At 57.4% G+C, this 25,658-nt stretch carries 27 protein-coding genes and 1 other RNA gene; 8 read left to right on the plus strand and 20 right to left on the minus strand.

The window, feature by feature from the left end; translation table 11 throughout:
- Positions 1-108 precede the first annotated feature (108 nt).
- A complete protein-coding gene (locus ACXAEW_RS18260) occupies positions 109-1,011 on the plus strand; it encodes a LysR family transcriptional regulator (protein ID WP_474942695.1) in 903 nt (300 codons plus the stop codon).
- A gap of 4 nt (positions 1,012-1,015) precedes the next feature.
- On the opposite strand, the gene ACXAEW_RS18265 is transcribed toward ACXAEW_RS18260, so the two are convergent.
- The 5 genes from ACXAEW_RS18265 to ACXAEW_RS18285 form a co-directional block, all read right to left on the minus strand.
- Positions 1,016-1,468 (minus strand): VOC family protein, encoded by a 453-nt coding sequence (locus tag ACXAEW_RS18265; RefSeq protein ID WP_474942696.1) that lies wholly within the window; start codon positions 1,466-1,468, stop codon positions 1,016-1,018.
- 14 nt (positions 1,469-1,482) lie between these two features.
- Positions 1,483-2,391 (minus strand): EamA family transporter, encoded by a 909-nt coding sequence (locus tag ACXAEW_RS18270; protein WP_474942697.1) that lies wholly within the window; start codon positions 2,389-2,391, stop codon positions 1,483-1,485.
- 203 nt (positions 2,392-2,594) lie between these two features.
- Positions 2,595-3,218, minus strand: coding sequence for an NAD(P)H:quinone oxidoreductase (gene wrbA, locus ACXAEW_RS18275; RefSeq protein WP_474942698.1), 624 nt, complete (start codon positions 3,216-3,218; stop codon positions 2,595-2,597).
- A gap of 107 nt (positions 3,219-3,325) precedes the next feature.
- The gene (locus tag ACXAEW_RS18280) at positions 3,326-4,213 is read right to left on the minus strand and encodes a LysR family transcriptional regulator (RefSeq protein WP_474942699.1); all 888 of its coding nucleotides are present in this window, start codon (positions 4,211-4,213) and stop codon (positions 3,326-3,328) included.
- A 264-nt stretch (positions 4,214-4,477) separates the two neighbouring features.
- Positions 4,478-4,858 (minus strand): VOC family protein, encoded by a 381-nt coding sequence (locus tag ACXAEW_RS18285; protein ID WP_474942700.1) that lies wholly within the window; start codon positions 4,856-4,858, stop codon positions 4,478-4,480.
- 39 nt (positions 4,859-4,897) lie between these two features.
- On the opposite strand from ACXAEW_RS18285, the gene ACXAEW_RS18290 reads away from it, so the two are divergent.
- Positions 4,898-5,440 carry a winged helix-turn-helix transcriptional regulator gene (locus ACXAEW_RS18290; RefSeq protein ID WP_474942701.1) on the plus strand — a complete coding sequence of 181 codons (543 nt, stop codon included), beginning with the start codon at positions 4,898-4,900 and terminating at the stop codon, positions 5,438-5,440.
- A 177-nt stretch (positions 5,441-5,617) separates the two neighbouring features.
- Here ACXAEW_RS18290 and ACXAEW_RS18295 read toward each other — a convergent pair whose 3' ends face one another.
- A complete protein-coding gene (locus ACXAEW_RS18295) occupies positions 5,618-6,358 on the minus strand; it encodes a YebC/PmpR family DNA-binding transcriptional regulator (RefSeq protein ID WP_474942702.1) in 741 nt (246 codons plus the stop codon).
- Positions 6,359-6,511: 153 nt separating this feature from the next.
- Here ACXAEW_RS18295 and ACXAEW_RS18300 point away from each other — a divergent pair, with 153 nt between their 5' ends.
- Positions 6,512-8,284: an SLC13 family permease gene (locus tag ACXAEW_RS18300; protein ID WP_474942703.1), complete on the plus strand. Its 1,773-nt coding sequence runs from the start codon at positions 6,512-6,514 to the stop codon at positions 8,282-8,284.
- Positions 8,285-8,603: 319 nt separating this feature from the next.
- Here the strand turns inward: ACXAEW_RS18300 and ACXAEW_RS18305 are convergent, their stop codons facing one another.
- From ACXAEW_RS18305 to mgtE, 4 genes are all read right to left on the minus strand, one after another.
- Positions 8,604-10,382, minus strand: a complete 1,779-nt coding sequence (locus ACXAEW_RS18305) for an SLC13 family permease (protein ID WP_474942704.1) — start codon at positions 10,380-10,382, stop codon at positions 8,604-8,606.
- A gap of 290 nt (positions 10,383-10,672) precedes the next feature.
- A complete protein-coding gene (locus ACXAEW_RS18310) occupies positions 10,673-11,491 on the minus strand; it encodes a TIGR00282 family metallophosphoesterase (RefSeq protein WP_474942705.1) in 819 nt (272 codons plus the stop codon).
- A 50-nt stretch (positions 11,492-11,541) separates the two neighbouring features.
- On the minus strand, positions 11,542-12,147 hold the full coding sequence (locus ACXAEW_RS18315) for a 5-formyltetrahydrofolate cyclo-ligase (protein WP_474942706.1): 606 nt from the start codon (positions 12,145-12,147) through the stop codon (positions 11,542-11,544).
- A 9-nt stretch (positions 12,148-12,156) separates the two neighbouring features.
- A complete protein-coding gene (gene mgtE / locus ACXAEW_RS18320; protein ID WP_474942707.1) occupies positions 12,157-13,548 on the minus strand; it encodes a magnesium transporter in 1,392 nt (463 codons plus the stop codon).
- 137 nt (positions 13,549-13,685) lie between these two features.
- Between mgtE and guaD the strand changes: the two genes are divergently transcribed.
- On the plus strand, positions 13,686-14,972 hold the full coding sequence (gene guaD, locus ACXAEW_RS18325; protein ID WP_474943067.1) for a guanine deaminase: 1,287 nt from the start codon (positions 13,686-13,688) through the stop codon (positions 14,970-14,972).
- 52 nt (positions 14,973-15,024) lie between these two features.
- Here guaD and ACXAEW_RS18330 read toward each other — a convergent pair whose 3' ends face one another.
- The 3 genes from ACXAEW_RS18330 to ACXAEW_RS18340 form a co-directional block, all read right to left on the minus strand.
- The gene (locus ACXAEW_RS18330) at positions 15,025-16,383 is read right to left on the minus strand and encodes an 8-oxoguanine deaminase (RefSeq protein WP_474942708.1); all 1,359 of its coding nucleotides are present in this window, start codon (positions 16,381-16,383) and stop codon (positions 15,025-15,027) included.
- Between the two features lie 110 nt (positions 16,384-16,493).
- On the minus strand, positions 16,494-17,285 hold the full coding sequence (gene hisN / locus ACXAEW_RS18335; protein ID WP_474942709.1) for a histidinol-phosphatase: 792 nt from the start codon (positions 17,283-17,285) through the stop codon (positions 16,494-16,496).
- A 92-nt stretch (positions 17,286-17,377) separates the two neighbouring features.
- The gene (locus tag ACXAEW_RS18340) at positions 17,378-17,746 is read right to left on the minus strand and encodes a helix-turn-helix domain-containing protein (protein ID WP_474942710.1); all 369 of its coding nucleotides are present in this window, start codon (positions 17,744-17,746) and stop codon (positions 17,378-17,380) included.
- 358 nt (positions 17,747-18,104) lie between these two features.
- On the opposite strand from ACXAEW_RS18340, the gene ACXAEW_RS18345 reads away from it, so the two are divergent.
- Positions 18,105-19,076 carry an NADPH:quinone oxidoreductase family protein gene (locus ACXAEW_RS18345; protein WP_474943068.1) on the plus strand — a complete coding sequence of 324 codons (972 nt, stop codon included), beginning with the start codon at positions 18,105-18,107 and terminating at the stop codon, positions 19,074-19,076.
- Positions 19,077-19,084: 8 nt separating this feature from the next.
- On the opposite strand, the gene ACXAEW_RS18350 is transcribed toward ACXAEW_RS18345, so the two are convergent.
- Positions 19,085-19,969: a LysR family transcriptional regulator gene (locus ACXAEW_RS18350; RefSeq protein WP_474942711.1), complete on the minus strand. Its 885-nt coding sequence runs from the start codon at positions 19,967-19,969 to the stop codon at positions 19,085-19,087.
- A gap of 121 nt (positions 19,970-20,090) precedes the next feature.
- Here ACXAEW_RS18350 and ACXAEW_RS18355 point away from each other — a divergent pair, with 121 nt between their 5' ends.
- From ACXAEW_RS18355 to ACXAEW_RS18365, 3 genes are all read left to right on the plus strand, one after another.
- A complete protein-coding gene (locus tag ACXAEW_RS18355) occupies positions 20,091-20,291 on the plus strand; it encodes a DUF1127 domain-containing protein (RefSeq protein ID WP_474942712.1) in 201 nt (66 codons plus the stop codon).
- Between the two features lie 211 nt (positions 20,292-20,502).
- Positions 20,503-21,279: a Bax inhibitor-1/YccA family protein gene (locus tag ACXAEW_RS18360; protein ID WP_474942713.1), complete on the plus strand. Its 777-nt coding sequence runs from the start codon at positions 20,503-20,505 to the stop codon at positions 21,277-21,279.
- Between the two features lie 107 nt (positions 21,280-21,386).
- Positions 21,387-21,860 carry an N-acetyltransferase family protein gene (locus ACXAEW_RS18365; RefSeq protein ID WP_474942714.1) on the plus strand — a complete coding sequence of 158 codons (474 nt, stop codon included), beginning with the start codon at positions 21,387-21,389 and terminating at the stop codon, positions 21,858-21,860.
- Here ACXAEW_RS18365 and ACXAEW_RS18370 read toward each other — a convergent pair.
- The 6 genes from ACXAEW_RS18370 to ACXAEW_RS18395 all read right to left on the minus strand — a co-directional run bounded on the left by ACXAEW_RS18370 (position 21,835) and on the right by ACXAEW_RS18395 (position 25,633).
- Positions 21,835-22,011 (minus strand): hypothetical protein, encoded by a 177-nt coding sequence (locus tag ACXAEW_RS18370; RefSeq protein ID WP_474942715.1) that lies wholly within the window; start codon positions 22,009-22,011, stop codon positions 21,835-21,837. The two genes, ACXAEW_RS18365 and ACXAEW_RS18370, sit on opposite strands and share 26 nt — an antisense overlap.
- Positions 22,012-22,236: 225 nt before the next feature.
- A complete protein-coding gene (gene rpmG / locus ACXAEW_RS18375) occupies positions 22,237-22,404 on the minus strand; it encodes a 50S ribosomal protein L33 (RefSeq protein WP_007814563.1) in 168 nt (55 codons plus the stop codon).
- Between the two features lie 145 nt (positions 22,405-22,549).
- Positions 22,550-23,338: a hypothetical protein gene (locus tag ACXAEW_RS18380; RefSeq protein ID WP_474942716.1), complete on the minus strand. Its 789-nt coding sequence runs from the start codon at positions 23,336-23,338 to the stop codon at positions 22,550-22,552.
- A gap of 311 nt (positions 23,339-23,649) precedes the next feature.
- Positions 23,650-24,042: RNase P RNA component class A (rnpB, locus tag ACXAEW_RS18385), an RNA gene on the minus strand.
- Positions 24,043-24,165: 123 nt separating this feature from the next.
- Positions 24,166-24,882 (minus strand): N-acetylmuramoyl-L-alanine amidase, encoded by a 717-nt coding sequence (locus ACXAEW_RS18390; RefSeq protein WP_474942717.1) that lies wholly within the window; start codon positions 24,880-24,882, stop codon positions 24,166-24,168.
- Complete coding sequence (locus ACXAEW_RS18395) at positions 24,830-25,633, minus strand: excalibur calcium-binding domain-containing protein (RefSeq protein ID WP_474942718.1); 804 nt, start codon at positions 25,631-25,633, stop codon at positions 24,830-24,832. The genes ACXAEW_RS18390 and ACXAEW_RS18395 overlap by 53 nt, the downstream gene beginning before the upstream one ends.
- Positions 25,634-25,658 lie beyond the last annotated feature (25 nt).

A 25,658-nucleotide genomic window follows, 5' to 3' on the forward strand; every position in this document is an offset into this window, starting at 1 on the left:
TCTAACCTCCTGCCAATGCATAAGACGGGTGCGTAAGGCGGGTTTAGAGCCTGCGGAAACTTCCAAAAATGATTGATGCAACAGGATATTCATGCGCAAAATACATGAATGGATCTCACATCTCTCAGAACAGTTCTGCTTGTACAACGACACAACAGTATCGCAGGAGCAGCCCGCACCCTGGACGTTGACCCTTCTTCTGTGTCTCGCACCGTTGCGGCCGTCGAGGCTGATCTGGGCATCCGGCTCTTTCAGCGCACCACCCGTCGGCTAACGGTAACCGAGGAGGGGCAAACCTATCTGACACGTATCCAACCGCTGATCGAGGAGCTTGAGGCAACGCGTGAGCAGACACGCGGCATGCGCGGCAAGCCCACAGGCCTTTTGCGCCTGACTGCTTCGGTTGCTTTTGCTGAACGGGTCATTGTGCCTTTATTGCCGGGGTTTCAGGCACAATATCCGGATATTTCGATCGACTTGCAGAGCAGTGACGCCAATCTGGATCTGGTTGAAAATGGCATTGACCTCGCAATCCGCCTGGCCCCCGCACCAAAGGGCGATCTGGTCTCGACACGTCTGATGACAACACGCTACCGCGTCGTTGCAAGCCCGGATTACATCGCCGCACACGGCCCGTTGAAACATCCCGCAGATCTGGCAAAGGTCAATTGTCTGCGTTTTGCGCTGCCTGGCATGGCAAACACATGGCGGTTTCGAGCCAAGGGAGAAGACCCGTTTGAGGTCGCCGTTCATGGCAACGTGCAGGTTTCCAATGCTCTGGCGCTGCGCAGCGCGACCCAACAGGGGCTTGGCGTCGCACTCTTGGCAAACTGGCTGATTGATCCGGACATTCGGGATAAAACTCTGATAGACCTCTTCCCGGACTATGAATGTGCCCTGATGGATTTCGACACGGCCGGCTGGATGCTTTATGCAAACCGAACCTACCTGCCACAGAAGGTCCGCGCCATGATCGACTTTCTCAGAGCGCAGGTTGGCCCCATGGAATGATGCGTCACCCTGCGCTTGGCTCCGGTGACTTTGCGACAAGTTCAACCGTGTTGCCGTCCGGGTCTTTGGTGAAGACACCCCGCCACCCGACCCAATCGAATGTCTCGACTTGGTATTCCTGTCCCAGCGTCTTGTACCAGGAGATCACCGCGTCCTGCTCGTCCCAGGGCAAGCTGAGCGCGATGTGATGGAGCGAGGATCCGGGTCCGGTGGCTGGGGGCCGGTTTGCCGCCTGTGTGTTCCCTGCCCCTTCGATGTCATGCCGGAACAGGGCAAGCACGGCGGTATGGCCGGCAAACCCCTCAGAGATCCGAAAAAACACGATACTGCTGCTCGCCGGGTCGTTCATCAGGTCGAGCCCAATCACATCCCGATAGAAAGCAACCATCGCGTTGAGGTCGATACACCGGATTGCAATCTCGCCCAGCGCACGCACAGTAAAGCCGCGTTCAGACATGGTACCTCCTCAATTCAGACATCGCGCATCAAACCCGCATGCCTTGGATCTTGTCGCTTTCTTCTAACACTATCAAGATTTTGGTTTGCACGTTGCCCCGCCCAGACAGAGACAAGCACGACCCCTGCACCAAGCATCTGCAAAAGCGTAAGAGCTTGCCCCAGGACCGCCCAGCCGAGCAGCACCGCCGTCACCGGGCTCATCATACCCAGCATAGAGACCGCGCCGGGTTCGATCCGGGCGACCCCACGAAACCACAGCGCATAGGTTGCCGCCGCGCCGATAAGACCCAACCAGACCAAGCCAGCTATGTTCAGCGCCGAAAGGGGTGGTAAAGGCGGCTCTATGATCAGCGCAAGCGGCAACAGCAGAAGACCACCCGCAGTCAGCTGCCAGGCTGTGAAACTCAGCGCGGACACCGGCGGCTGCCACTTCCTGCTGAGAACGGTGCCTGCCGCCATGGAGGCCGCTCCGCCCAGACCGGCAGCAATGCCGATGGGGTCCAGCGCGGCTTCGGGTCCGATCAGCAGTAATGCCACGCCGAGAACTCCTGTAGCCGCCGCAGCAACCGCCCCCGCCTTGACCGGAGTGCCAAGCCACCCCCGCGCCATAAAAATAACCATCATCGCCTGTAACGCGCCAAGTGTCGCCGCGACCCCACCAGGTAGCCGATAGGCCGCAACAAAAAGAAGCACCCAGAACACCGCGAAATTGAAGCTCCCCAGCAGAAAGGCGCGACCAAGCCATTCGCGGGGCGGCAGGCACCGGGTGATAGCCAGCAACAAGAGCCCGGCAGGCAGGGCACGCAAGGCCGCAAGGGTCACCGGATAGCCCGCAGGCAAGGCTTCGGTTGTAACGAGATAGGTGCTTCCCCAAATGGCTGGGGCAAGCGCCGTAAGAAGAATATCGCTGCTGCGTGTCATGGGGTCTTTTCCTTTTGAGAGTCACCGCAAATCGGTGAACGGGACCGCGGCGTGGATTTTGGCAGGTCCCAATTTCCACCCCCGGCCCAATGGGCCGATAAGCCCATGGGGGGCATCTCTGCCGACCTTGATCGCGCCCCTGATAAAATGTTGACCGCACGGCGGCTCGTATCGGGGGCAGAATTCAAGGACCACAACGGGCATTACGCGGCCGCTGCCTTCCAGTCTTCCCCGGCCAGACGCGCAGCAATCCGGGCGACATAGGCACCTTGAAACCGTGCCCCTGCCAAATCCGTCTCGGATGGCGTACGCGACCCGTCCGCACCGGCAATTGTGCCCGCACCATAGGGCGCACCGCCGATGATTGCCTCAGCCGTTTTTTGGCCCGCGAACGTGTAAGGCATTCCTGCAATCATCATTCCGAAGTGCTGGAGCGGGATCTGGGTGGACAGCAACGTTGCCTCGTGACCGCCATGCTGGGATCCGGTCGACGCAAAGACCGCCGCCACTTTGCCGACCAGTGCATTACGCGCCCAAAGACCACCCGCCTGATCAAGGAAGGACTTCATCTGACCTGCCATCATGCCAAAACATGTCGGGGTCCCAAAGATAATCGCGTCATAGGATTCAAGGTCAGAAGGCGCGGCAACCGGTGTATCGTCTTCCAGAAAGCCTGCGTTCTGGCGGACATCTTCGGGAACGGTTTCCGGTACACGGCGCAGATCGACATGTGTTCCAGTTACAGAGCGCGCGCCATCCGCTTCGGCTTGGGCAAGTGCGCGAACGTGGCCATAGCTGGAGTAGTAGAGAACGAGAATACGTGTCATGGGAACCTCTCAGGGCATTGTGTTTCGTTGCCCCAGAAAATGGCGGATGACGCCGCCCAGATTAACCATCCCGCGCTGACTTCATTCTTTACGCTGATTGAATAATGTCAGGCACGAACCGCCGCGCTCAGATGGTCGAGAAACGCCGTTACCTTGGCGTCCACACTAAGGCGCGAAGCGGTGACAGCAAAAATATCCGGCGCAGGCAGTTCCCAGTCGGGCAACACAGGAACCAGTTCGCCCCTTTCGACCGCACCGTTTGAGATGAACTCAGGCAAGGTGCCGATGCCCTGCCCCGCAATCAGCAGATCACGCAGAACAAGGCTGTTGCCGACCCGAACCGGCGGATCCAGCTCTATTGTGACCGTTTCGGATGGCCCGCAAAGGGTCCAACTGGTCAGGTGATGGGCCAACAGAAAACCGATGACCCGGTGGTTTTCTATGTCCTGTGGGGCCTCTGGAACACCAAACCGTTCCAGATAGGAGGGCGCAGCAAAGACTTTCTGCCGCATCGTGCCAATCTTGCGGGCCACTAGGGCTGAATCTGGCATCTCGGCCCGGATGCGAATGGCAACATCAAAGCCACCCTCGACGATGTCGACCACCCTGTCATCCATCGACAATGTAAGTCGCAGCTCAGGATACTCTTCGAAAAAACCGGGCAACATCGGTGCAATGACGGCCTGACCAAAAGAACTGGAGACGTTCACCTTGAGATGGCCGCGCACCGCGCCCACCCCGTCGCGTATGCGTGCCTCAGCCCGAGACACTGCATCCAGGATACTGGTCGCTTCATCATAATAAAGCCGCCCAGCGTCCGTCAGTGACATTGACCGCGTCGTGCGAGTGAGCAAAACCGTGCCCAGGCTTTCTTCGAGCAGTTTGACCTCGCGACTAAGAAGAGCAGGCGAAACCCCCAGATCGTCCGCCGCCCGCGCAAAGCTGGCGCGCTCGACAATCCGGCGGAAGGCATTCATGACCGAGAGCTTGTCCATTGTCGCGTTCTACACATCCATGTCTGAGGTGGTTTTTGCGGGCTTTCCGGAACAACATACATCGGATCCAGATCAAGCGCCAACGCATCGCGAAATCGAAACGTCGGGGGAATCGCAGAGGGTTCGCCTCCCCGCGCACGGTTGGCTGTGTAAAAAGTGATCCAAGGCGGTACAGGACAGCGAGAAGGCAGTATCGGCAAGCACAGCTGACACCCCGCCTGCCTGATACAATGTCCGCGGGAAAGGCCGCATGACAACAGTGCTTTAGGCGCTCGCTCCGGACAAATCCTGCGCAAGCATCAGCGCATTGCCATCGGGATCGTAAAAAGTTGCGGTTTTGACCATGCCCTCAACGACATCCGTTTCGCCATCAAATTTGACTTTGGCCTGCTCCAGCTTCTCCCGGGCAGAATCCAGATCGGCGATCCCAAAAACTGGCACGCAATTGCCGGGGGCTGGTTTGGTGTGTTCTCCAAGACCGATGGTGACACCGGGCGTGTTTGTCCGAACCTCGGACCAGCCTGCGTCATCGGCGTGGTACATCAGCTCAAATCCAAGCATGGCGTCATACCATGCCGCGCTTTCGTGACGATTTTTGACGGACAGCGCGATGGTGATGGTCTGATCTACAGAAACAAGTGACATGGTCTTCCCTATTTTTTAAAAATATACTAACTATACTTTATGGACATAACGACCTTTGTCAACATCACCTCGAAGGCTTGGGCCATGCCCATATTGTCGAGCCTCCATTCAGGTGTCGCCGGGCGGCAGGCACCTCTTTTGGCTGCGACGGGCGCAGGCAGGACGGCCTTTGCCCAAAGCATGGAACATTTGATCGAGCTGGGCTTGATCGAACGCAACCCCGGTTACGGCCATCCGCTGCGGCCAGAATTTCGGCTGACGGAGCTGGGGCGGACAGTGGCAGCCGTCGCCAATAAAATATACGAAGTCTCCCCTGCGCAAGATTGGCCCCTGCTTCGCCGATCATGGACATTACCGGTTCTGACCTCGCTCCATCACCCCAGCCATTTCACCCAGATCAAACGCCACCTGCCGACAATTACAGATCGGGCGCTGTCTCAATCGTTGAAATCAATGGAAGAAAGAAAATGGGTATGCCGCAGTGTGGACGGCGCGGCTCGTCCGCCCAGGTCGATCTATAGCTCGGTGAACACGGGCGGGCTGATCAGTCAGGTCATCGCGCCCGAAGTGATTTTCAGCTGACCGCACCGCCGGATTGGAGAGGCCCGTTTCCTTTCGTCGGATTTGCGGCTGAAACAGGCCCTGCGGCGGTATTGAACAATGTGGAACGCGCCAAGCCCGGTCGGCGGCCCGTCTGCAACAAAAAAGACCCACGTAAAAACGCAGGCCTTTCAAGGAATTCGAATCTACGGAAACGGCTTACAGCTGTTCCATTACCTCATCAGAGGCTTCAAAGTTGGTGGTGACCCGCTGGACGTCATCGTCGTCCTCCAGAGCGTCCACCAGCTTCATCAGCTTTTGCATGTCTTCCAGACCCAGCTCGGTTGTGGTGGTCGGCTTCCAGATCAGCTTGGTGGATTCAGATTCGCCAAGCTCAGCTTCCAGTGCGTTGGACACCTCGTTCAGGTCCGTATCCGCACAATAGATGATGTGCCCTTCGTCAGAGCTTTCGACATCTTCGGCACCCGCTTCGATGGCCGCCATCATCACAGTGTCGGCATCCCCTACAGAAGCGGGGTATGTGACCTCACCCTTGCGGTCGAACATAAAGCCCACCGAGCCGGTTTCACCCAGGTTGCCGCCGTTTTTGGTGAAGGTGGAGCGCACAACCGATGCTGTGCGGTTCTTGTTGTCGGTCATGGTTTCCACGATGACGGCAACGCCATTGGGGCCGTACCCTTCATAGCGGATCTCGTCATAGTTTTCCGCATCTCCGCCAACGGCCTTTTTAATGGCGCGTTCGATCACATCCTTGGGCACCGACTGGCTTTTGGCTTCTTTGACGGCCAGACGCAGGCGCGGGTTTTTGTCAGGGTCCGGGTCGCCCATCTTGGCGGCGACGGTGATCTCTTTGGCCAGTTTGGAGAAGAGTTTGGAACGTGCGGCATCCTGGCGACCTTTGCGGTGCTGGATGTTTGCCCATTTGGAGTGGCCTGCCATGGTGCATCCTTGCGTTGATAGTCAGATTTATCCGAATTGGCGTTCATATAGCCGCCCTTGGCCGGGTGTTTCAAGCCGCCCTGCCCCAGTTCGATGGTGACAACACCGAGTTTGTCCCCTTGCCCCCCCGTTTGGCATGCGTAAGGTGACGCCATGAGCTTTGATCAATACCTGTTGTTCGGCCTTTTTGGCGTTGTCTTTGGCTTGCTGCTGTGGGGGCGTTACCGCTACGACCTGGTCGCCTTTGGAGCGCTGATGGTGGCGGTGGTGCTGGGACTGGTTCCCACCAAGGATGCCTTTGCGGGTTTTGGCCATCCGGCGACGCTGGTGGTGGCGTTGGTTCTGATCGTCTCGGCCGGGCTGGTGCGGTCCGGCGCGGTCTATCTGATAACCCGCAGTCTGGTGGATGCCAGCCGCAGTCTGGGCGCGCATATCGGGATCATGGGCGGTGTCGGCGCGGTTCTGTCGGCATTTATGAACAACGTGGCGGCGCTGGCCTTGTTGATGCCGGTGGACATTCAGACCGCGCGCAAAGCAGGTCGTGGACCAGGTCTGTCACTGATGCCGCTGTCCTTTGCGACCATTCTGGGCGGTATGGTTACCTTGATCGGGACGCCGCCCAATATCATCATCGCCAGCATTCGCGAGGAACAGCTGGGCACGCCGTTTCACATGTTTGACTTTGCGCCCGTGGGGGGCATCGCGGCTATAGTGGGCCTGATGTTTGTGGCGCTGGTCGGGTGGCGTTTGATTCCCCAGCGCGAGAACGGCGAAAGCGATGCGACCCATATTGCACCCTATATGGCCGAGCTCACGGTCCCCGAAGGTTCAGCATTGATTGGAAAGCGACTGGGCACGCTTTATCCTGAGGCGGAACAGGCAGATGTGGCCATCCTGGGTCTGATCCGCCAGGGCAAGCGGCGGTATGGCCGGGCGGCTGGGGCAGTGCTTCAGGACGGGGATACGCTGGTGCTTGAAGCCTCACCCGAGGCATTGGACGAGTTCCGCTCCGCCCTTGCGCTCGATTTTTCGGATGCCGCGCGGCAAGAAAAACTGGACGCGGCAGGCGAAGGTCTGGAGTTGGTGGAGGTGGTGGTAACGGAAGACGCGCGCATCACCGGACGTACAGCTCAGTCCGTGGGCTTGGCCTGGCGTCAAAGCACGGTTCTGATGGGAGTTTCCCGTCAGGGCAAACGGATCAGGGGCCACATCCGCCAGAGCGAGATTGCGGCCGGAGACATTTTGCTGTTGCTGTGCCCACGTGGACAGGCACGGGACGTGATAGAGTGGTTGGGTTGCCTGCCCCTGGCCAACCGCGGGTTGGATGTGACCGCAAACGATAAGACTTGGCTGGCCATAGGCCTGTTTGGCGCGGCGGTATTGGCGGCTTCGCTTGGTGTCGTCTATCTGCCGGTCGCTCTTGGGCTGGTTATGGTGGCCTATGTTCTGACGGGTATCCTGCCGATTGGCCAGCTTTATGACCATGTGGAGTGGCCGGTTGTGGTTCTCTTGGGGTCAATGATCCCGCTGGGTGCGGCTTTGGAGACGTCTGGCGGGACCGAGATTCTGGCCCAGGGCCTGATCACGCTGACCGATGGCCTGCCGGCCTGGGGAATCCTTGCGGTGTTGATGGTCGTGACGATGACGCTGTCGGATGTTCTCAACAATACGGCCACGGCCATTGTGGCAGCGCCGGTTGGTATTCAGATGGCAAATTCACTGGGCGTGTCTGCCGATCCGTTCCTGATGGCTGTTGCGGTTGCGGCTTCTGCCGCTTTCCTGACCCCAATCGGACACAAGAACAATACGCTGGTGTTGGGCCCCGGTGGTTATCGCTTTGGCGATTACTGGCGTATCGGCCTGCCGCTAGAGATCCTGGTGGTGACAGTCACCATCCCCGCAATTTTGGTATTCTGGCCAATTTAGTATTCTGGCCAATGTGATCTAAGTCCGCAAACCTCCCCAGGTGGCGGAACGATTGGATCAGACACAATCCAAACATCTTTGCGTCACAATCACGCTCTGCACCTTGCGTTCAAACCTGTAGATCAGAACAGAAGCGATGCAAACGCAATTGCCAACCCGCCGCTGATAACCAAAGCGACAAAAGACGGTATCGATTTCATATTCGTTTTCCCACTCAACACACACTTGACCCTCATATAGGACGAAAATGTGCAATTTCAGGGGCAGGTATTCCAGACGTTCACTGTGTTTTTACGGGGAATTTAATTTGGTTTTTTGCTTAAAGCGGCCAGATAAATGGGATCAGCAGCGATGCCAGCAGCCCGACGCTGAAATTCAGAGGGATACCAACGCGCAGGAAATCCGAGAAACGGTAACCACCCGGGCCATAAACCAGCATATTGGTTTGATACCCGATAGGCGTTGCAAACGAGGCGGACGCCGCAACCATCACTGCAATCACCAGGGGACGCGGGTCCAGCCCCATCGCCTGCGCCAATCCAACTGCAATGGGTGTCACCACCACAGCCACCGCGTTGTTGGACACAAGTTCGGTCAGGACCGAGGTCAACAGATAAACTGCCCAGACAACAAGGAAAGGTGGGAGCATCGAAAGCCCCGGCGCGATGGCATTTGCTATCAGGCTGACCGCCCCCGAATGATCCAGCGCCGCTCCGATGGCCAGCATTGAAAAAATCAGTGCCAAGAGCCGCCCGTCGACAAAAGAGAACGCCTCATCCGCGTCGATGCAGCGGGTTGCCAGCACCGCGGCCACAGTCAGCACCGCCAACATCAGGATCGGCGCAACGCCAAAGGCCGCCAGAAGGACAATGGCAAACAAAGAAATCACTGCAATCGGAGCATGGCTGCGCCGGTAAGCCCGCTGCGAAGGTTGCGAGACCTCGGCCATATCCATATCGGCCGCAAGGCGCTGAATATCGGAAGCCGCGCCTTCCAACAACAGCGTATCCCCCACTCGCACCACCAGATCATCAATCTGCACACCGATGTTCTGGTTCTTCCGGTGAACTGCCAGCACATAAACACCATAGCGACGACGCAGGCGCAGCGCCCCAAGGGAACGCCCAACCATGCGACAGCCGGGTGTAATCAGGACTTCCACCGTGGTGGTTTCGACTGCGGACACCTGATCCACCCGTTTCAGCTCTTTGTTGCGTTGCAGGCTCAAAAGCTCGGTCATCTGGGTGCGCAGAACCACCCGGTCGCCCACCTGCAGCTCCACCCCTTTGAGGTTGCGGCGCAATGAGACATCACCACGCACAACATCGATCAGGCGCACGCCTTGGCGTTTGAAAAGCTGAACCCCCGTCACCTCACGCCCGACAAGGTTACTGTCAGGCGGGATCACCGCCTCGGTAAAGAACTTCATCTTTGACCGGTCGCTCAGCAGCATCGCCATACTGTCACGATCAGGCAACAGCCGGGGAGCAACAAAGCGCAGGTAGATCATGCCCCAGGCCACAAGGACGATGCCCAGCGGGGTCACCTCAAAGATCGAGAACGGCTCCAGGCCCTGCGCACGGGCCACACCATCAACCAAAAGGTTGGTGGAAGTGCCGATCAACGTCAACGTCCCCCCAAGGATCGCCGCATAAGACAGGGGGATCAGCAGTTTGGAAGCCGAAACATTAAGCGTACGCGCGATCTGGATGAAGACCGGGATCATCACCACAACAACAGGGGTGTTGGAGACCACGGCCGAAGCCGCAACCACAAACCCCATCAACATAGCAATCGCCATCTTGGGGCTGACTTCTGCCTTCCTGCGCGCCACTTGTGTAAAGGCTTCAAGGGCACCGGTGCGCACCAATGCCCCCATGAGGATAAACATCGCGGCAATGGTCCAGGGGGCCGGGTTCGCCAGCACCGCTATCCCGGCCTCATAGGGCAGCACGCCGGTCAAGAGCATCAGCGATACGCCAAGCAGCGCGACAACCTCCGTCGGGTAGATCTCACGCAGGAACCCAATGAACATGATCAGCACAATCGCCAGCGCGATTATCGCATCACCCGAGGCACCAAACTGAAGGAAAGTCATGTCGCGTCACATCGCCCAAATAGTTGAACATCTTGTGGCCCAGCGACGCCGCTGGGCTGAGCATAGGTATCATATAGGCCGTCCAGAACAGTGACGGATCCGGCCGTCCAGAGCAAGCGGTTCCGCACAGAATGGGCGAATGGTTTTCCACGGCTGCGGCAAGGCGCTACAGGCGTGTGCTGCCGCGCCGCGCACCAGCGCGGCGCTCGGCCCAACGGGGGAGGATCATTCTGTGAATGGTCCGACACGGGCGGGAGCGCCCCCCTGTTTCTGACGGTCATGGCGATGGCTTAATCCTGTGCACCTGCGCTTTGCAAAAGCCCGCCTTGGCGAACCATCCGAACCTTGGTGGCTGCACCTGTGCGATCGTCAGTTTCAATATAGACACCAGACAGGGTCGCCTCCCCTTCGGCTGGAGAAAATCTCCCCTTTGGCATGCCTGTCAGGAACCGGCGCATGGGTTCGCCCTTTTCCATCCCAATCACAGAGTTATAATCGCCGCACATACCAGCATCCGTCATATAGGCCGTGCCGTTTGACATGATCTGCGCGTCACCTGTGGGCACATGGGTGTGGGTGCCCACCACAAGCGAGGCCTTGCCATTGCAGAAATGTCCCATCGCCATTTTTTCCGACGTGGCCTCACAGTGCATGTCAACAACAATCGCCTGAGCCAGACCGCCGCGGGGGTGTGACTTCAGCACGCTCTCCACCGCCCCAAAAGGGTCATCAAAGGCCCGCTTCATAAAGACCTGCCCCAGCGCCTGCAGAACCAGAATCTTACGCCCTCCTGGAGCCGTAAACAGGCGATGCCCGCGCCCTGGCGCTCCTTTGGCAAAATTCAGGGGCCGGATGATACGGCTTTCACTTTCGATGAACTGCAACATGTCCTTTTGGTCAAAGGCATGATCTCCAAGCGTCAGGCAATCCACCCCAGCCGCCAAAAGCGCCTTGGCGTGCTCACCATTCAGCCCCATGCCATTGGAGGCGTTTTCGCCGTTCACAATGACAAAATCCAATTTCCAGTCTTCCCGCAGCTTGGGAAGCCCCTCGATGACGGCCTTGCGCCCCGCGCGGCCCATCACATCGCCTAGAAACAAAATACGCATTCCCCTTCCCTACGGAGAGAGGCGGCAGGCGGCAAGGGCTGGCTTTGGCTTTAAGGGAGTTTTTCGCACCAAACCGGGCTGTTGCGGGCAAAATCATGGATCGCCGCTTCCGTCACGATCATATCCAGCGGCTGATCTGTCCCTTCAAGGGGAAGATCGGCTGCTTCCTGCGCCCCATAGGCAAAGCCGATGGCGAGTGTCGGGCGCTTGGCGCGCAGGGCCTCCAGCGTTCGGTCATAAAAGCCTCCCCCATACCCCAGACGCCCCCCCTTCAGATCGAAGGCCACCAGAGGTACGATCAGGATTTCCGGTTCGAAAAAATCATCTACCATCGGGATCTGCGCCCCAAAGGGGCCATCGCGCATCTCACCTTCAGGCTCCCAGCGGCTGAACTTCAGGGGCTGCCCCTCCCCGGTAATAACCGGCACACCAACAGGGCCATGCGCGGCGGCTTCAGCCATGGCCGCCAAGGGGCTGATCTCAGTCCGGATTGGCATATAACCAGCCAAGGGGACACCGCGATACCCTGCCAGCACTTCCGACAGATGCCCTGCAACCCCGGGACGGTGGTTCTGATGCGCAGCCTTGCGGCGGGCAAACGCAGAATTGCGTGCAGCGGTTTTCTGCGCTCTCAGATCTTCAGAAGCGTATGTCATCCCACTCTCCTAAATCAGCACTAGTGCAGCGAGGCCCAGGAAGGCAAAGAAACCAACCACATCGGTCACCGTGGTCACGAAGGCCCCGGAGGCCAAGGCCGGATCAACATTGAGCCGTTCCAATATGATCGGGATCACGGTTCCGGCAAGGCCGGCGACGACCAGATTGATGACCATTGCGACGGCGATCACACCTCCCAAAGCTGGAGAGTTGAACCAGATGATGCCGACAACCGCCATTACGGCCGCAAATATCACCCCGTTTACAAGCCCGACCAGAGCCTCCCGCCGGATAACCCGCCAGACGTTAGAGCCCGTGAGGTCGCGGGTGGCTAGTGCGCGCACAGCCACGGTCAGAGACTGGGTGCCCGCATTTCCGCCCATAGAGGCAACAATTGGCATCAAAACGGCCAAAGCGACAAAACCGGCGATGGTTTCCTCAAACTGGGCGATGACCATGGATGCCAGAACCGCCGTCACCAGGTTGACCGCCAACCACGGAAAACGTCGTCGCGTGGTTTCAACCACTTTGTCCGAAAGGGAGCTTTCCTCACCCACACCGGCCAGACGCAGGATGTCCTCTTCGTGTTCCTCATCCAGAACAACCATGGCGTCGTCGATGGTGATCATCCCGACAAGACGCCCCTCTTGATCCACCACAGGACCAGAAATCAGGTGGTATTGGTTAAAGGCATAAGCCACGTCTTCCTCATCCATATCGGCGCGGAAGATTTCAAAGGTTTCTTCGGTCAGATCCATCAGCGGTACGTCACGGCGGGTGGCCATGATCCGTCCCAGGGTCACATTGCCCACCGGATGCATACGCGGGTTCACCACCACCACGTGATAGAATTGCTCCGGCAGCTCCTCACTGGCGCGCATGTGATCGATCACCTGCCCCACGGTCCAATGGTCCGGAGCCATGACCACCTCGCGCTGCATCAACCGGCCAGCGGAGTTCTCCGGGTAGGCCATCGACTGTTCAACAGCAACCCGGTCGGAATCCTCAAGCGCGCCAAGAATGGCCTCTTGCTGCGGCTCTTCCAGATCCTCCAGAAGGTCGACGACATCGTCGCTTTCCAATTCCCGAACCGCTTCCGCCAGAATATGCGGCTGCAGAAGGGAGATAACCTCTTCGCGGATGCTTTCATCAAGTTCCGACAGGATCTCACCGTCGAATTCGCGATCATATAGCTGGATCAGACGACGGCGGTCATAGGCGTTGATCTGCTCCAGAAGGTCAGCAATGTCCGCTGCATGAAGCGGCTCCATCAACTGGATCAGCGTTTCGCGATCCTTGGCATCCACAGCATAGAGGATCCCAGCCACAAGCTTGCGACTCAGCTCGAACGGCTCTTCGCTCACGTCATCGAAAACGGCTGTTTCCTTGTTGCTGCTCATTCGCGCTGCCCCCGCTTGTCTTTGGTAGAGGATAGAAGAAGCAGTTACCGGAAAACAATGGCAATACCACGATTTACCAGCAACAGTGTCGGAGGTATCCTGTGGACCGCGCTTTGGCAAGGAAAGGTCATATGGCGATGAGCAAAGAATTTATCATAAAGGGTCAGGTGCTGTCATTTACGGCCTCACCCTTTGACAGGGATGAACCTTCTGATGCCGCGCAACTGCATGAGGCGGTCCTGCTGCGCGATGGCCATGTTGCGGAAGTAGGCAATCTGGATTTCCTGAAGGCGCAGGCTCCGGAAGCGGTGGTCAAGGATCACGGCAACGATCTGGTCATGGCTGGTTTTGTTGACGCCCATGTCCATTATCCGCAGACCGCGATGATCGCCAGCTGGGGCAAGCGCCTGATAGACTGGCTCAACAGTTATACCTTTCCAGAGGAAATGAAATTCGCGGATCGTGCCTATGCCGATGACATCGCCGGGCGCTATCTGGATTTGACACTTGCGCATGGCACCACCACAGTTTGCAGCTTTTGTACAATCCATCCCGAAAGCGTTGATGCGTTCTTTACCGCCGCACAGTCACGCGGACTGCGCGCGGTGGCAGGCAAGACCTGCATGGACCGCAATGCCCCCGAGGGTTTGCGTGACACAGCCCAAAGCGCCTATGATCAAAGCAACGCGCTGATCGAGCGCTGGCATGGGGTCGGCAGGCTGGAATATGCAATCACGCCGCGTTTTTCTCCAACCTCCACACCTGAACAGCTCGAGGCGATAGGCGCCCTGTGGCGCGCGCATCCGGAGTGTCTGATGCAGACACATCTCAGCGAGCAGACGGATGAAATCGATTGGGTGAAATCGCTCTTCCCCAATGCGCGCGATTACCTGGATACCTATGAAATGTTTGGCCTTTTGGGCGCAAAAGGGATTTACGGCCATGCAATCCACCTCGAAGATCGCGAACGCCATCGGCTGCGAGAGTTTGGCGCGGCACTGGTGCATTGCCCGACATCGAACACCTTTATCGGATCTGGCCTGTTTGACATGGGCGGGTTGATGGCCGAAGGGCAGCGCATTGGACTGGCCACGGATACAGGCGGCGGTTCCAGCTTTTCCATGTTACGCACGATGGCTGCTGCCTATGAGATCGGGCAACTGCGCGGGCGTCCCCTTCATGCCGCGGAACTGCTGTGGCTGGCGACACAAGGCTCGGCCCGTGCTTTGCGGATGGAAGAGAAGATCGGCAATATCGCACCGGGTATGGAGGCTGATATTGTGGTGCTGGATCTCGCCTCCACGCCAGCGATTGCGCAGCGCAGCACCCGCGCCGAGGATCTTTGGGAGGCCGTCTTTGCAACCATCATGATGGGTGACGATCGTGCCATTGCACAGGTCTATGTCGCAGGGCAGCCAATATAGGACCGCTGCTTTAGATCTGGCATCCTGATTTGCGCAGAACGAAGCCGCTGACTTAGCCGCTAAGCCTCGCCAGTTCTTCTGCACGGGTGGAATGGCGCGCCACCAGATCGTCAAGATTGAGGGTTGTGATCTGCCCGTCATCGACAATCTGTCGCCCCTCGACAAACAGGTGTTTGACCGTGGCAGCCCCCGCAAGGACCAGGGCTGCGGGATCCCAGCTCCCGCTGGCTGAAACAGTCTTAGTGTCCCAGACGGCCAGATCCGCACGTTTTCCTGGCATGATGCGGCCACATTCTGGCCGCCCCAAAACATCAGCTCCGCCGCGGGTCGCGAGTTCCAGCGCCTCATAGGCGCTCATCGCGTCGGCACCATTCTGGACCCGCTGCAACAGCATGGCCTGACGGGCTTCGCCGATCAGACTCGCCATATCATTGCTGGCCGATCCATCGACGCCCAATCCCACGTTAACCCCGGCATCGCGCATCGCGCGTACAGGAGCAATACCAGAGCCAAGGCGGCAGTTCGAACAGGGGCAATGGGCCACACCGGTGCGGGTTCGGGCAAAAAGATCAATCTCTTGTCCGTCGAGTTTGACACAATGAGCGTGCCAGACATCACTGCCGGTCCAGCCCAGATCTTCGGCGTACTGACCGGGGCGACAACCAAAATTGGCGAGGGAATAGGCAATATCCTCTTCGTTTTCAGCCAGATGGGTGTGCAGCATCACACCTTTGTCACGCGCCAGAAGGGCGGTATCCCGCATCAAATCACGGCTGACGGAAAACGGAGAACAAGGCGCAAGGCCGACACGGACCATCGAGGCTTCACTCGGATCATGGAAGGCATCCACAACCCGGATCATATCCTCCAGAATCGCGTCTTCGCGTTCCACCAATGCATCAGGAGGCAGACCTCCATCGCTTTCGCCAATACTCATAGCGCCGCGTGTGGGCTGAAACCGAAGGCCAACCTCCCGAGCGGCGGCGATGGTGTCATCCAGACGCGCGCCGTTGGGATACAGATAAAGGTGGTCCGAAGACAGTGTACAGCCAGACAGCGCCAGTTCCACAAGCCCCAGTTGGGTGGACAGAAACATATCCTCGGCCGTGAGGCGTGACCAGATCGGGTACAGTCGCTGCAGCCAGCCAAAGAGCAGCGCATCCTGTGCGCCAGGCACCGCACGGGTCAGGTTCTGATAGAGGTGGTGGTGGGTGTTGACCAAACCAGGCGTCACAACACAGCCCTGGGCTGAAACAACGGTTCCAGAACTCGACAACCCCTGCCCTATGGCCGCAATCGCACCGTTTTCGATCAGGATATCTGCTGATCGCAGAATGCGGCGATTGTCATCCATCGTGACAACCACATCAGCGTTCTTCAATAGAATTTCAGATGGCGCTGCATTGCGCATAGCTACACTCCTTTGCAACGCCCGCTTCGGTAAAGAAGTGTGATGACGATCCGACAGAAGACGGGCAAAGGACTCAGATCAGTGATATCGTAGCGCAACGGCTGCCCGGCTCAAGCCTTTTGCAAGAGCTTCAGCGCTGCGGCATGCAGTTCAGGTGAAGCCGCCGCCAAAGCGCGACCTCCGTCATGCACCGGATTGCCCTCCCAGTCCGTCACAACACCGCCTGCCGCCTGTATGACCGCGATGGGTGCCTGAATGTCATAGGCGTTCAGGCCAGCTTCGATCACCAGATCCACCTGCCCTGCCGCCAACAGAGCATAGGCGTAGCAATCCATGCCATAACGGGTCAGTTTCACCTGTTCAGAAACGCGTTCAAACGCCGCGCGTTCATCCACTGTACCGACTTCTGGAAATGTCGTGAACAGGATGGACTGTGCCAGATCCTGGGTGGGTTTCGTTTTCAGCCCACGTATACCAAAGGGGCCACTCATCTCAGCAAGATCCGGCGTGCCGACAAACCGTTCACCGATGTAGGGCTGATCAATCACTCCCAGAAACGGCCCGTTGGCATCCGACAGAGCAATCAACACACCCCAAGTCGGAGTACCGCTGATAAACCCTCGGGTGCCGTCGATCGGGTCCAGAACCCAGGTGCGCCCTGATGTGCCGTCAACATTTGGAAATTCTTCGCCAAGTATAGCGTCTTGGGGACGAAACTCTGCCAGAACAGCACGCATTGCCTGTTCCGCAGCACGATCAGCCGCAGTGACTGGATCAAAGCCAGTGTCCAGCTTGTTTTCAGCTTCTTCGCCAAGGTTGCGAAAGGATGGAAGGATTGCAGCACGGGCCACATCGGCCAGTTTGTGCGCAATCTCAAGATCAGAAAGGGCGGCTCGGGTCATGCACCAACGGGTGCCACCGAACCGCCCAATTTTCAAGTGTCTTATCCCCGAAGTGTAAGTGAATTAATCGGGGGTGCAGTAATTAGCGCGAATTAAGCAACGTCGCTGAGAACCCGCGCCAGCTCAAACAAGCGACGGCGCTGATTTTCAGGAATTGCATAATACGAACGGACAAGGTCCAGCGCTTCTTTGTCTGTCATCAGATCGTCAGGAACCAAACCACCACCGGAGGCTTGCTGATCATCTTGAAGACCTTCAAAGAAGAAGCTGACTTGCACGTCCAGCGCATCGGAAATATCCCAAAGTCGAGATGCGCTGACGCGGTTTGCGCCAGTTTCATATTTTTGAATTTGTTGAAACTTAATGCCGACCTTCTCGGCCAATTGTTGTTGCGTCATGCCAATAAGCCATCGGCGATGACGGATTCGCTTTCCTACATGTACATCCACAGGGTGAGCCATGGGTTTCTCCTAGTCGTTTTCCACCGCAGAAGCTCAGATCACAGCCGAAGCTCGCCACCTCGGACCCACACCCGAACTAACGCCGTCGACTAGGAATTCCCCATATTCCCTAATCTGAGCATACCACGCGGCAGAGTTTACGCTCTTTACGGTTGAATTCAAGCTTGGATGGCTCCCCATGCCGGGTGAGCACAACAAGATAATGATTTTGCATGGGAATTTTTTCGATATCTCGTAGCGCTATTTAAGTATGACAAGCAGATTACGGTTTGCCGCAGCGCAAAAAGGTAGATGGTCTGATAACCTTTTTACGAATCACTTTCCGTGCGACATCAACGCAACCCTAGGACGAATAATGATGCATGCCTATCAAGTCACAGCGCCAAACACAGTGAATTTGACCACACTGGAAGCACCAAAGCCAGGACCAGGACAAATCGGCGTAAAGATTGCGGCATGCGGATTAAACTTCGCAGATCTCCTTATGATTAAGGGTACTTATCAGGACACGCCTCCCCTTCCGTTTGTCCCCGGGTTGGAAATTGCCGGATGGGTGGACGCGGTTGGCAAAAACGTCACCGATTTTAAGGTTGGCATGCGGGTGGCGGTATTCGGCGGGCAAGGCGGTCTGGCAGAATTTGGTGTGTTTGATGCGAAGCGAGCCGTTCAACTTCCGGATGCAATGCGTTTCGCTGAGGCTGCCGGATTTCAAATCGCTTATGGAACAAGTTTACTCGCCCTTGACCATTGTGCGCGTTTGCAACCGAGAGAAACCTTATTGGTAACCGGTGCGGCCGGAGGCGTTGGTTTAACTGCAGTAGAAATTGGCAAGCGAATGGGCGCGCGCGTAATTGCGCATGCGCGCGGAGAAGAAAAGTTGCAAGTGGCCAAGGCCGCGGGTGCGGATATTCTGGTTGATGCCTCCGAAGATCTACGGACCGCGGTCAAGGAGCTCGGCGGAGCAGATGTGGTTTACGAAACCATCGGCGGAGACGTATGGAACGCCGCGTTCCGGTCCACCAATCCCGGAGGCCGCCTGTTGCCCATAGGGTTTGCGGGCGGGGATGTGCCTCAGATCCCTGCGAACCACCTGCTGGTCAAGAATCTCACCGTAATTGGTCTTTACTTTGGGGGGCTCCTCAAATCCCACCCGACCGTGGTGCAAGGCTGCCTGGGTAAGCTGTTTGACTGGTTTGCGGACGGCACGTTGCGCCCGCATGTCAGCCACCAGCTTCCGTTGGCACAGGTTGAAGAGGCGCTTGAACTGTTACGCAGCCGGAAATCCACAGGTAAAGTTGTCATCACGATGGAGGGGGCCGAAGCCCCCTGATCTCTGAATTACCCGGCTGCCAGCCGCAAAGAGGCCGGGCGCATATCGCCGAATCCCTGGCGAACCAGCTTGGCCAGTTCACCCACATAGGGAGCACGAACCTTGTCCGCGCCATAAAGATTTATGTGCTGGATGGGCAAGGTTGGCAGCGCCCCATTTGAATCAACCAACTCCTGATGATCCGGTTGCATTCCCTCAAGCAGAACCCCCACCGCAAGGTCGGCGCTGATTGTTGCTTCGACCGTACGATCAGATTCACTGTCGAGTGCCATTTCCCAGGGAATCCCGGCCTCGTCCAACGCTTTGACTGCAACACCGCGAAAAATACAGTTTCGGCTGAACCCAAGCTGCAAAGGCTGTTGGCGCCAAGTTGTACCGCCCGGAGCTCCCACCCAACGCAAAGGCATGTCGTGGATGGTCTCAGCCCCTTCGCGCGCGCCACTCTCTGTTGTCAGGATCAGATCATACGCACCTTTGGCGAATTCTTCTTTTAGATGGCGGGTGTTTGAAGTGGCCAGATTCACACGCACCCGGGGATAGCTGGCATTAAACAATTTCAGCACCCGCGGTATGACCGGGTGAACCACATCATGGGGCACACCAAATGCCACTTCTCCTTCGAACGCCTGATCCGTCAGCCGGGCCATGACCTCGTCATTCAGAGCAACCATACGCCGGGCATAGGCAAGCATCTGCTCCCCGGCCGACGTCAAGGCAATGGTGCGCCCGCTGCGGTCCAGAAGCTGCAGATCCAACAGCTCCTCAAGACGTTTCAACTGCATCGAAACCGCAGATTGCGTGAGATGCAAATACCCCGCCGCCCGTGTCACACCACCATTGTCCGCAACAGCGACAAAAGACCGAAGTGTAGTGATATCTAAATTCCGAACCATCACGCCCCCTGATGAAAACCATCAAAAACATTCGTTTTTAAAATCTGTCATGTTTTGCCATATGTATCAAGCAAATTGATGAAAGGACGAAATTCATCAAATCTTAAATCAGGAGTTAACCATGGCTTATTTGTCGACTGCTCAATCTTTGCGCCCTGCCCGGCGTTCCATCTTTGCGATTTTTGGAGAACTTGCGGCCCTGCGCCGTCAGCGCGCCCAGTTGGCCCGCATGAGCGATGCAGAGCTGGCCGATATCGGGATAAGCCGGACAGAAGCCCTGGCCGAAGCGGCGCGCCCGATCTGGGACCTGCCCTGCCGCTAAGTGACTGAAAAAGAAGTGCGCTCCAAGGGGTGACATCAAAGGTCACCCCGGCTTTTGTGAGCCGTTGCGCAAACTTGCATATCTTTTGAGTGTTTTGATGCCGCAGACCTGCGGAAAACACTTGAACCTTGGCCCTGTTCACCCAATATCTGTCGTAACGCTGCGCGGGACCCCGCGTAGTAGAATTTTTATGCGACGGAGACCATTGAACATGGCACAATTTGACCACATCCGGTCCGCCGCGGGCACACGCGCGGCTGAGATCGACGAGGGCCTGCGCGCCCACATGAACAAAGTTTACGGCACCATGTCGATTGGCATGCTGATCACCTTTGCTGCGGCATGGGCGATCTCCAATCTGGCCGTAACCAGCGATCCTTCGGCTGCCGCGGCGCAGTTGAACGCGGACACGTACCTGACCAGCCTGGGCTATGCAATTTTTGCATCTCCCCTGAAATGGGTGATCATGTTTGCCCCGCTGGCCTTTGTGTTTGGCTTCAGCGCAGGCATCAACCGCCTGTCAGCCGCCTCTGCACAGCTGGTATTTTATGTCTTTGCAGCCGTGATGGGCCTGTCGATCTCCTGGATCTTCCTCGTCTTTACCGGTGCGTCTATCATTCAGGTCTTCCTGATCACCTCGATCGCTTTTGCTGGCCTGTCACTGGTGGGTTACACGACCAAGAAAGACCTCTCTGCAATGGGCACCTTCCTGATCATGGGTGTGATTGGTCTGGTGGTTGCATCTATCGTCAACATCTTCCTGCAGTCTTCCGGTCTGCAGTTCGCAATCTCTGCAATCGGCGTACTGATTTTTGCGGGCCTCACCGCATATGACACTCAGAACATCAAGAACACTTACCTGCAGATGGCGCATTCCAGCGATCAGGAGTGGCTGGGCAAAGCGGCCATCATGGGCGCGCTGAGCCTCTATTTGGACTTCATCAACATGTTCATGTTCCTGCTCCAGCTGTTTGGTAGCCGCGAATAAGCGACCATAAAATTCGGATCAGCGAGGGGCGGGCCAGTTGGACCCGCCCTTTTCTTTTGTTTGAACAAAGAACTCCAAGGAGCAGAAGCACCGCTTTTGAAATACGAATGAAGATCACACAGCTTCCCGCAGAACATGCAGCTCGGTTGGTGCCGTTGTTAAAGGAATTGCACCAACTGCATGTAGAACATCAACCTGAACGTCACCCAGCCAATCCAAATGAAGCCGATCTACAAGCTTGGCTAGAGAGCTGGCTGGCCGAGGACACCGTACACGCGTTGGTCGCAGAAAGCCCCACGGGAGCCCTGTTGGGGTACACGATATATGAGGTGCAGGCGCGCCCCAAACTGCCGGTCACGCTGGGTGGTACGCGTGTCATGCTCCATCATATTGCGGTTGCAGGTGCGATGCGCCGAATGGGGATCGCAAAGGCGCTTGTCACGGCCGTAAAGCACGCGGCAGCAGCTTCAGGTGCCACAACACTGGTGACGACCTATGCGCCGTTTAATACGGCCTCTGCCAGGCTGATGCAGGCCATGGGGCTCACGCCCAGCCTTATCCAGGCAGAGCTACAACTTTAGCAGCGCCCTCCCCCAGCAAGGGGCGAACGGTGACAGAGGTTGGTTGCAAGGCCGCAGGCACCACAGAGGTCGCACGCGGATGTCGGATCAACGAGGCCTCTGCCACCATCACGGCGGCAACCAGAACAAGAAAAACAGTCAATCGTCTCATAACATCTACTCCACGTTGCTGCGCCCAATTTCCGTCGCCCGAAGGCCGAGAAATCTGCACAGCTGGCGAAAGCATGCCTGAAACTAGCTGCTATTCCCTTGCGTTTGCGATGTATTAATGAAGTGCATTTTAGGCATCACTGAACTTCAGTATGGCTACGCATGTAAAAAGGGCCGCGCCAGAGGCACGACCCTTTTCTATTTAATCCTGACCGGATCAGAAGGCTTATTTGATTTTGCCTTCTTTGTACTCGACATGCTTACGCACAACCGGGTCGTACTTACGCACAACCATTTTTTCGGTCATGGTGCGTGCGTTTTTCTTGGTCACGTAGAAGTGGCCCGTGCCCGCGGTCGAGTTCAGGCGGATCTTAATGGTCGTCGGCTTCGCCATGGTGCTTCTCCTGCGTCCGAAAAGGCAGGGGCCTCTCGGTAAATTCCATATGAGCGTGCGCTTTTAAGGGAAGCGGGCGCGGAGTCAATAGGGGTAAGGCGTAATTTCCACCGTTTCATCCACAAACCCAACACATATGCACAGGCTATTGTTTTTGCATGCGCGCCAAGGCCTCAAAAGACAAATTTCGCTTCGGCATCACATATGGAAGTTGTCCGGAGGAAAGGTGAAAGACATCACCAATTCGGGACTCAGGATGTTGCCTAGTAAAAGTCGTGGCCCTCAGACAATGCCTCTTACCGCTGGTGCCCAAAACCGGGTTATATGCGTTATGATAGACAAAGCATATGACGCCTTCTTTGGGATTGGCATCATTGGCTTCGACCTGCCAGTTGCCAACAACGGCGCGCGTATTCCCTGGGTACCACAGGTAAGCTGTGCCATCGGCAGACAGATACTCAATCTGAGTGCCATGGGCTGTACTGTAACTGCGATGGGTCCGCCCTGCCACCAAGGCTTTAAGATCAGCGGGGGACACATTGGGCCGAACTGCCGCTTTGGCCACTTCGGATTTGGTGAAGTCACACACCAAACGCACGGTTCCACCGGCCGAGTGCGCCTTAATTGGCGGAACCGGAATAGGCGTGCTCTTGCCTTTTATGTCCTTGAAGACATTGGCATCAGACCCCAGCACATCTGCAAAATGCTCTGGTGGCACTCGATAGCGTGTGGTTGGTCGCGCCAACTCAATTTGCCCTTCTGAGCAGCGGGTCAGGCGCGCAATGCGGCTGGCCATGTCGACAATTGCCTGTTCCATTCCGGTACCAGTCTGTCGCGCTGCACGAAAGGCTGCCAGATGTTCGGCCAAAACCGGTACCGCCGGGCTTTTGACGCTCCGCGTGTAATTTTCGCGGTAAAGAATTTCTACTTCCACCACCTTTTGCCGATCTTGCAGAGCGGGTGCCGAAATTTTGTAGAACAGCCAACTGCGGTTTGACAGCGGGGTATGCAGTTTACTAGCGCTGGACAGTGATTGTGGCGCCTTTTGTGTGGGCGCATATGTTTGGGTACAGCCTGTTAGAAAAGCTGCAAAGAGCAAAAGTATGGGGCGCATTCTTTATCCAAATGTTTGAAGGAATTGTGGGAATGGTATGCACACTTCGCGTCAGATTCGGGCCCCGGACAGGGCATTGTTATGGCCACATCTCCCACATGGCCCTGCCGGGGCTCTGATCGAGCGGAATAAAGCACAGAAGGCCTGTAAGCCGGGTTCTGTCCGGGGCGCAAAACGCCCCTGGACGGCCATTCATCTGCGGCGCCTGTTGCCAGACGCCTCTAGCTGCCAACCCGGTCCCTCTCGGTCAAAGCATACCTAGCGTCGGTATCGGTTGCCCGACCTGCCCGCGCGGGGACCCTATTTGGCATTGCTCCTGGTGGGGCTTGCCGTGCCGCCTGTGTTACCACAAGCGCGGTGGGCTCTTACCCCACCGTTTCATCCTTACCCTGACATGCAGGGCGGTCTGTTTTCTGTGGCGCTTTCCGTCGGGTCACCCCGCCCGGGCGTTACCCGGCACCGTTGCCTTGTGGAGCCCGGACTTTCCTCGCGCATTGCTGCAACGCGGCCGTCCGGCCTTCTGTGCGAGGGCTGGACTACGCGCAATTTCAAGTGGGGTCAATGCGGATCAGGGGTCGTTGGGGCTTTGCCCCTCTGCGTGCGCTGCACGCATTCACCCCAAAGTATTTTTAAAAAGATGAAAGCTGTTACACGATTGGCAGAGCCGTGAAGTCCGCACCTGTCAGAGGGCCGCTGGCATAAGGGCGATGGCGCAGACGCACGGCTGCCAAAAGAGTTTGATCGTCACAAGGTGCGGTAAATCCCGCCTGTTGCGCGGCAGCACGAAAGCTGGTCCAGTCCGGCTTTTGGGTGGTCCCCCCACCAGAGAGGGAGGCCATCTGCTGACGCGCAAGCCGCGGCCAGTCAAATTTGGGACCAGGGTCAGACTTGCGTCCTGGTGCCATATCAGAGTGACCGATAATACCGCTGGCAGGAATGGACCAGCGACTTTGGATCCCTGCCAGAAGCGTCTCCAGCTGGTGCATCTGTGGTTCAGGAAACGGGTGGTCGCCGCTGTTATCCAATTCAATCCCAATGGAGCGAGAATTGATGTCTCCTTGCCCGGCCCATTCCCCCGCGCCGGCATGCCAGGCCCGCATCTCTTCGTCGACAAGCTGCCACAGGGTTCCTGTGCGGCTGATGAGGTAATGGGCAGAGACCTCGAATACGGGATCACACAGACGCTTCAGAGCGGCGTCTGCGCTGGTCATGGCCGTGTAATGGATGACAATCAAATGCGGTTTCAGCCCCTCGCGCCGTGGCCCGAAATTCGGGCTTGGATGCTGGATGGGGACAAGAGTCGCCACTGGATCAGCGGTTGCCGACGGCCTGCCGGAAAGGGCTTGGATCCCAACCGCAGGCATAACCATCTCCATCCGGATCAAGGGATTTGCGGTCGCGCTGTGGGCCGCCCTGACGTAGGAATTCCGTTTGGGCCTCATCACCAGAACGGAACTGCGCGCAATTACGCTGGGAGCGTGCCTGAAGATTTATACCTGCGCGGCTGTACACACGTGTACCAACCGGGTGCGACGTGCTGAGGGCAAAGCGCACAATATTGGGATCGCTGTTGCCATCGCGTTGCGGCAAAGTGGTCGGGGCAACTTGTTCAAATTGTGCGCGATTGCGTTTCAAACGCTCCGCGTCACTTTCGATCGACTGACGCGAGGCCACCGCGCCAAAGTCGTTCTCGTCCGAGATACCGGGATTGTCGATCAACTGCGGCGCCGGATTGGATGGGCTTGCCTCAACCGGGGCAACGCCAGAATTGCTGCGCACTGCACCCAGCGCAGCCGCCGCTTCCCGGGCAATATCGTCGCTGGAGGCCGAGGTTGTCGTTGTTGTACTGCGCTGATTGGGCGGCACATAAGGGGTTGGCGCCGAAGTGCTGGAGCCAAAGTCTCCAACAGATTGCGCCGGGCGCCCTGCTGCTGATGGCAGCGGCTCGGTCGAAATGCGGGCGGGAGGCACCAAAGGCTCCCCTGTAATGGTCTCCCCCGGTGCCGGGCGCGCAAAGGGATCAATCACCCCTGCCCCGCTGTCAGGCACCGTCGGTTCGCAAGCCGCGAGGGCAAGGATCGAAGTGACGACAAGCGGGAAGGCAATTGCACGCATGGGAGGGACCTGTGGTTGGAAGGCT

Source organism: Epibacterium sp. ABZ3_068 (genome assembly GCF_056159265.1).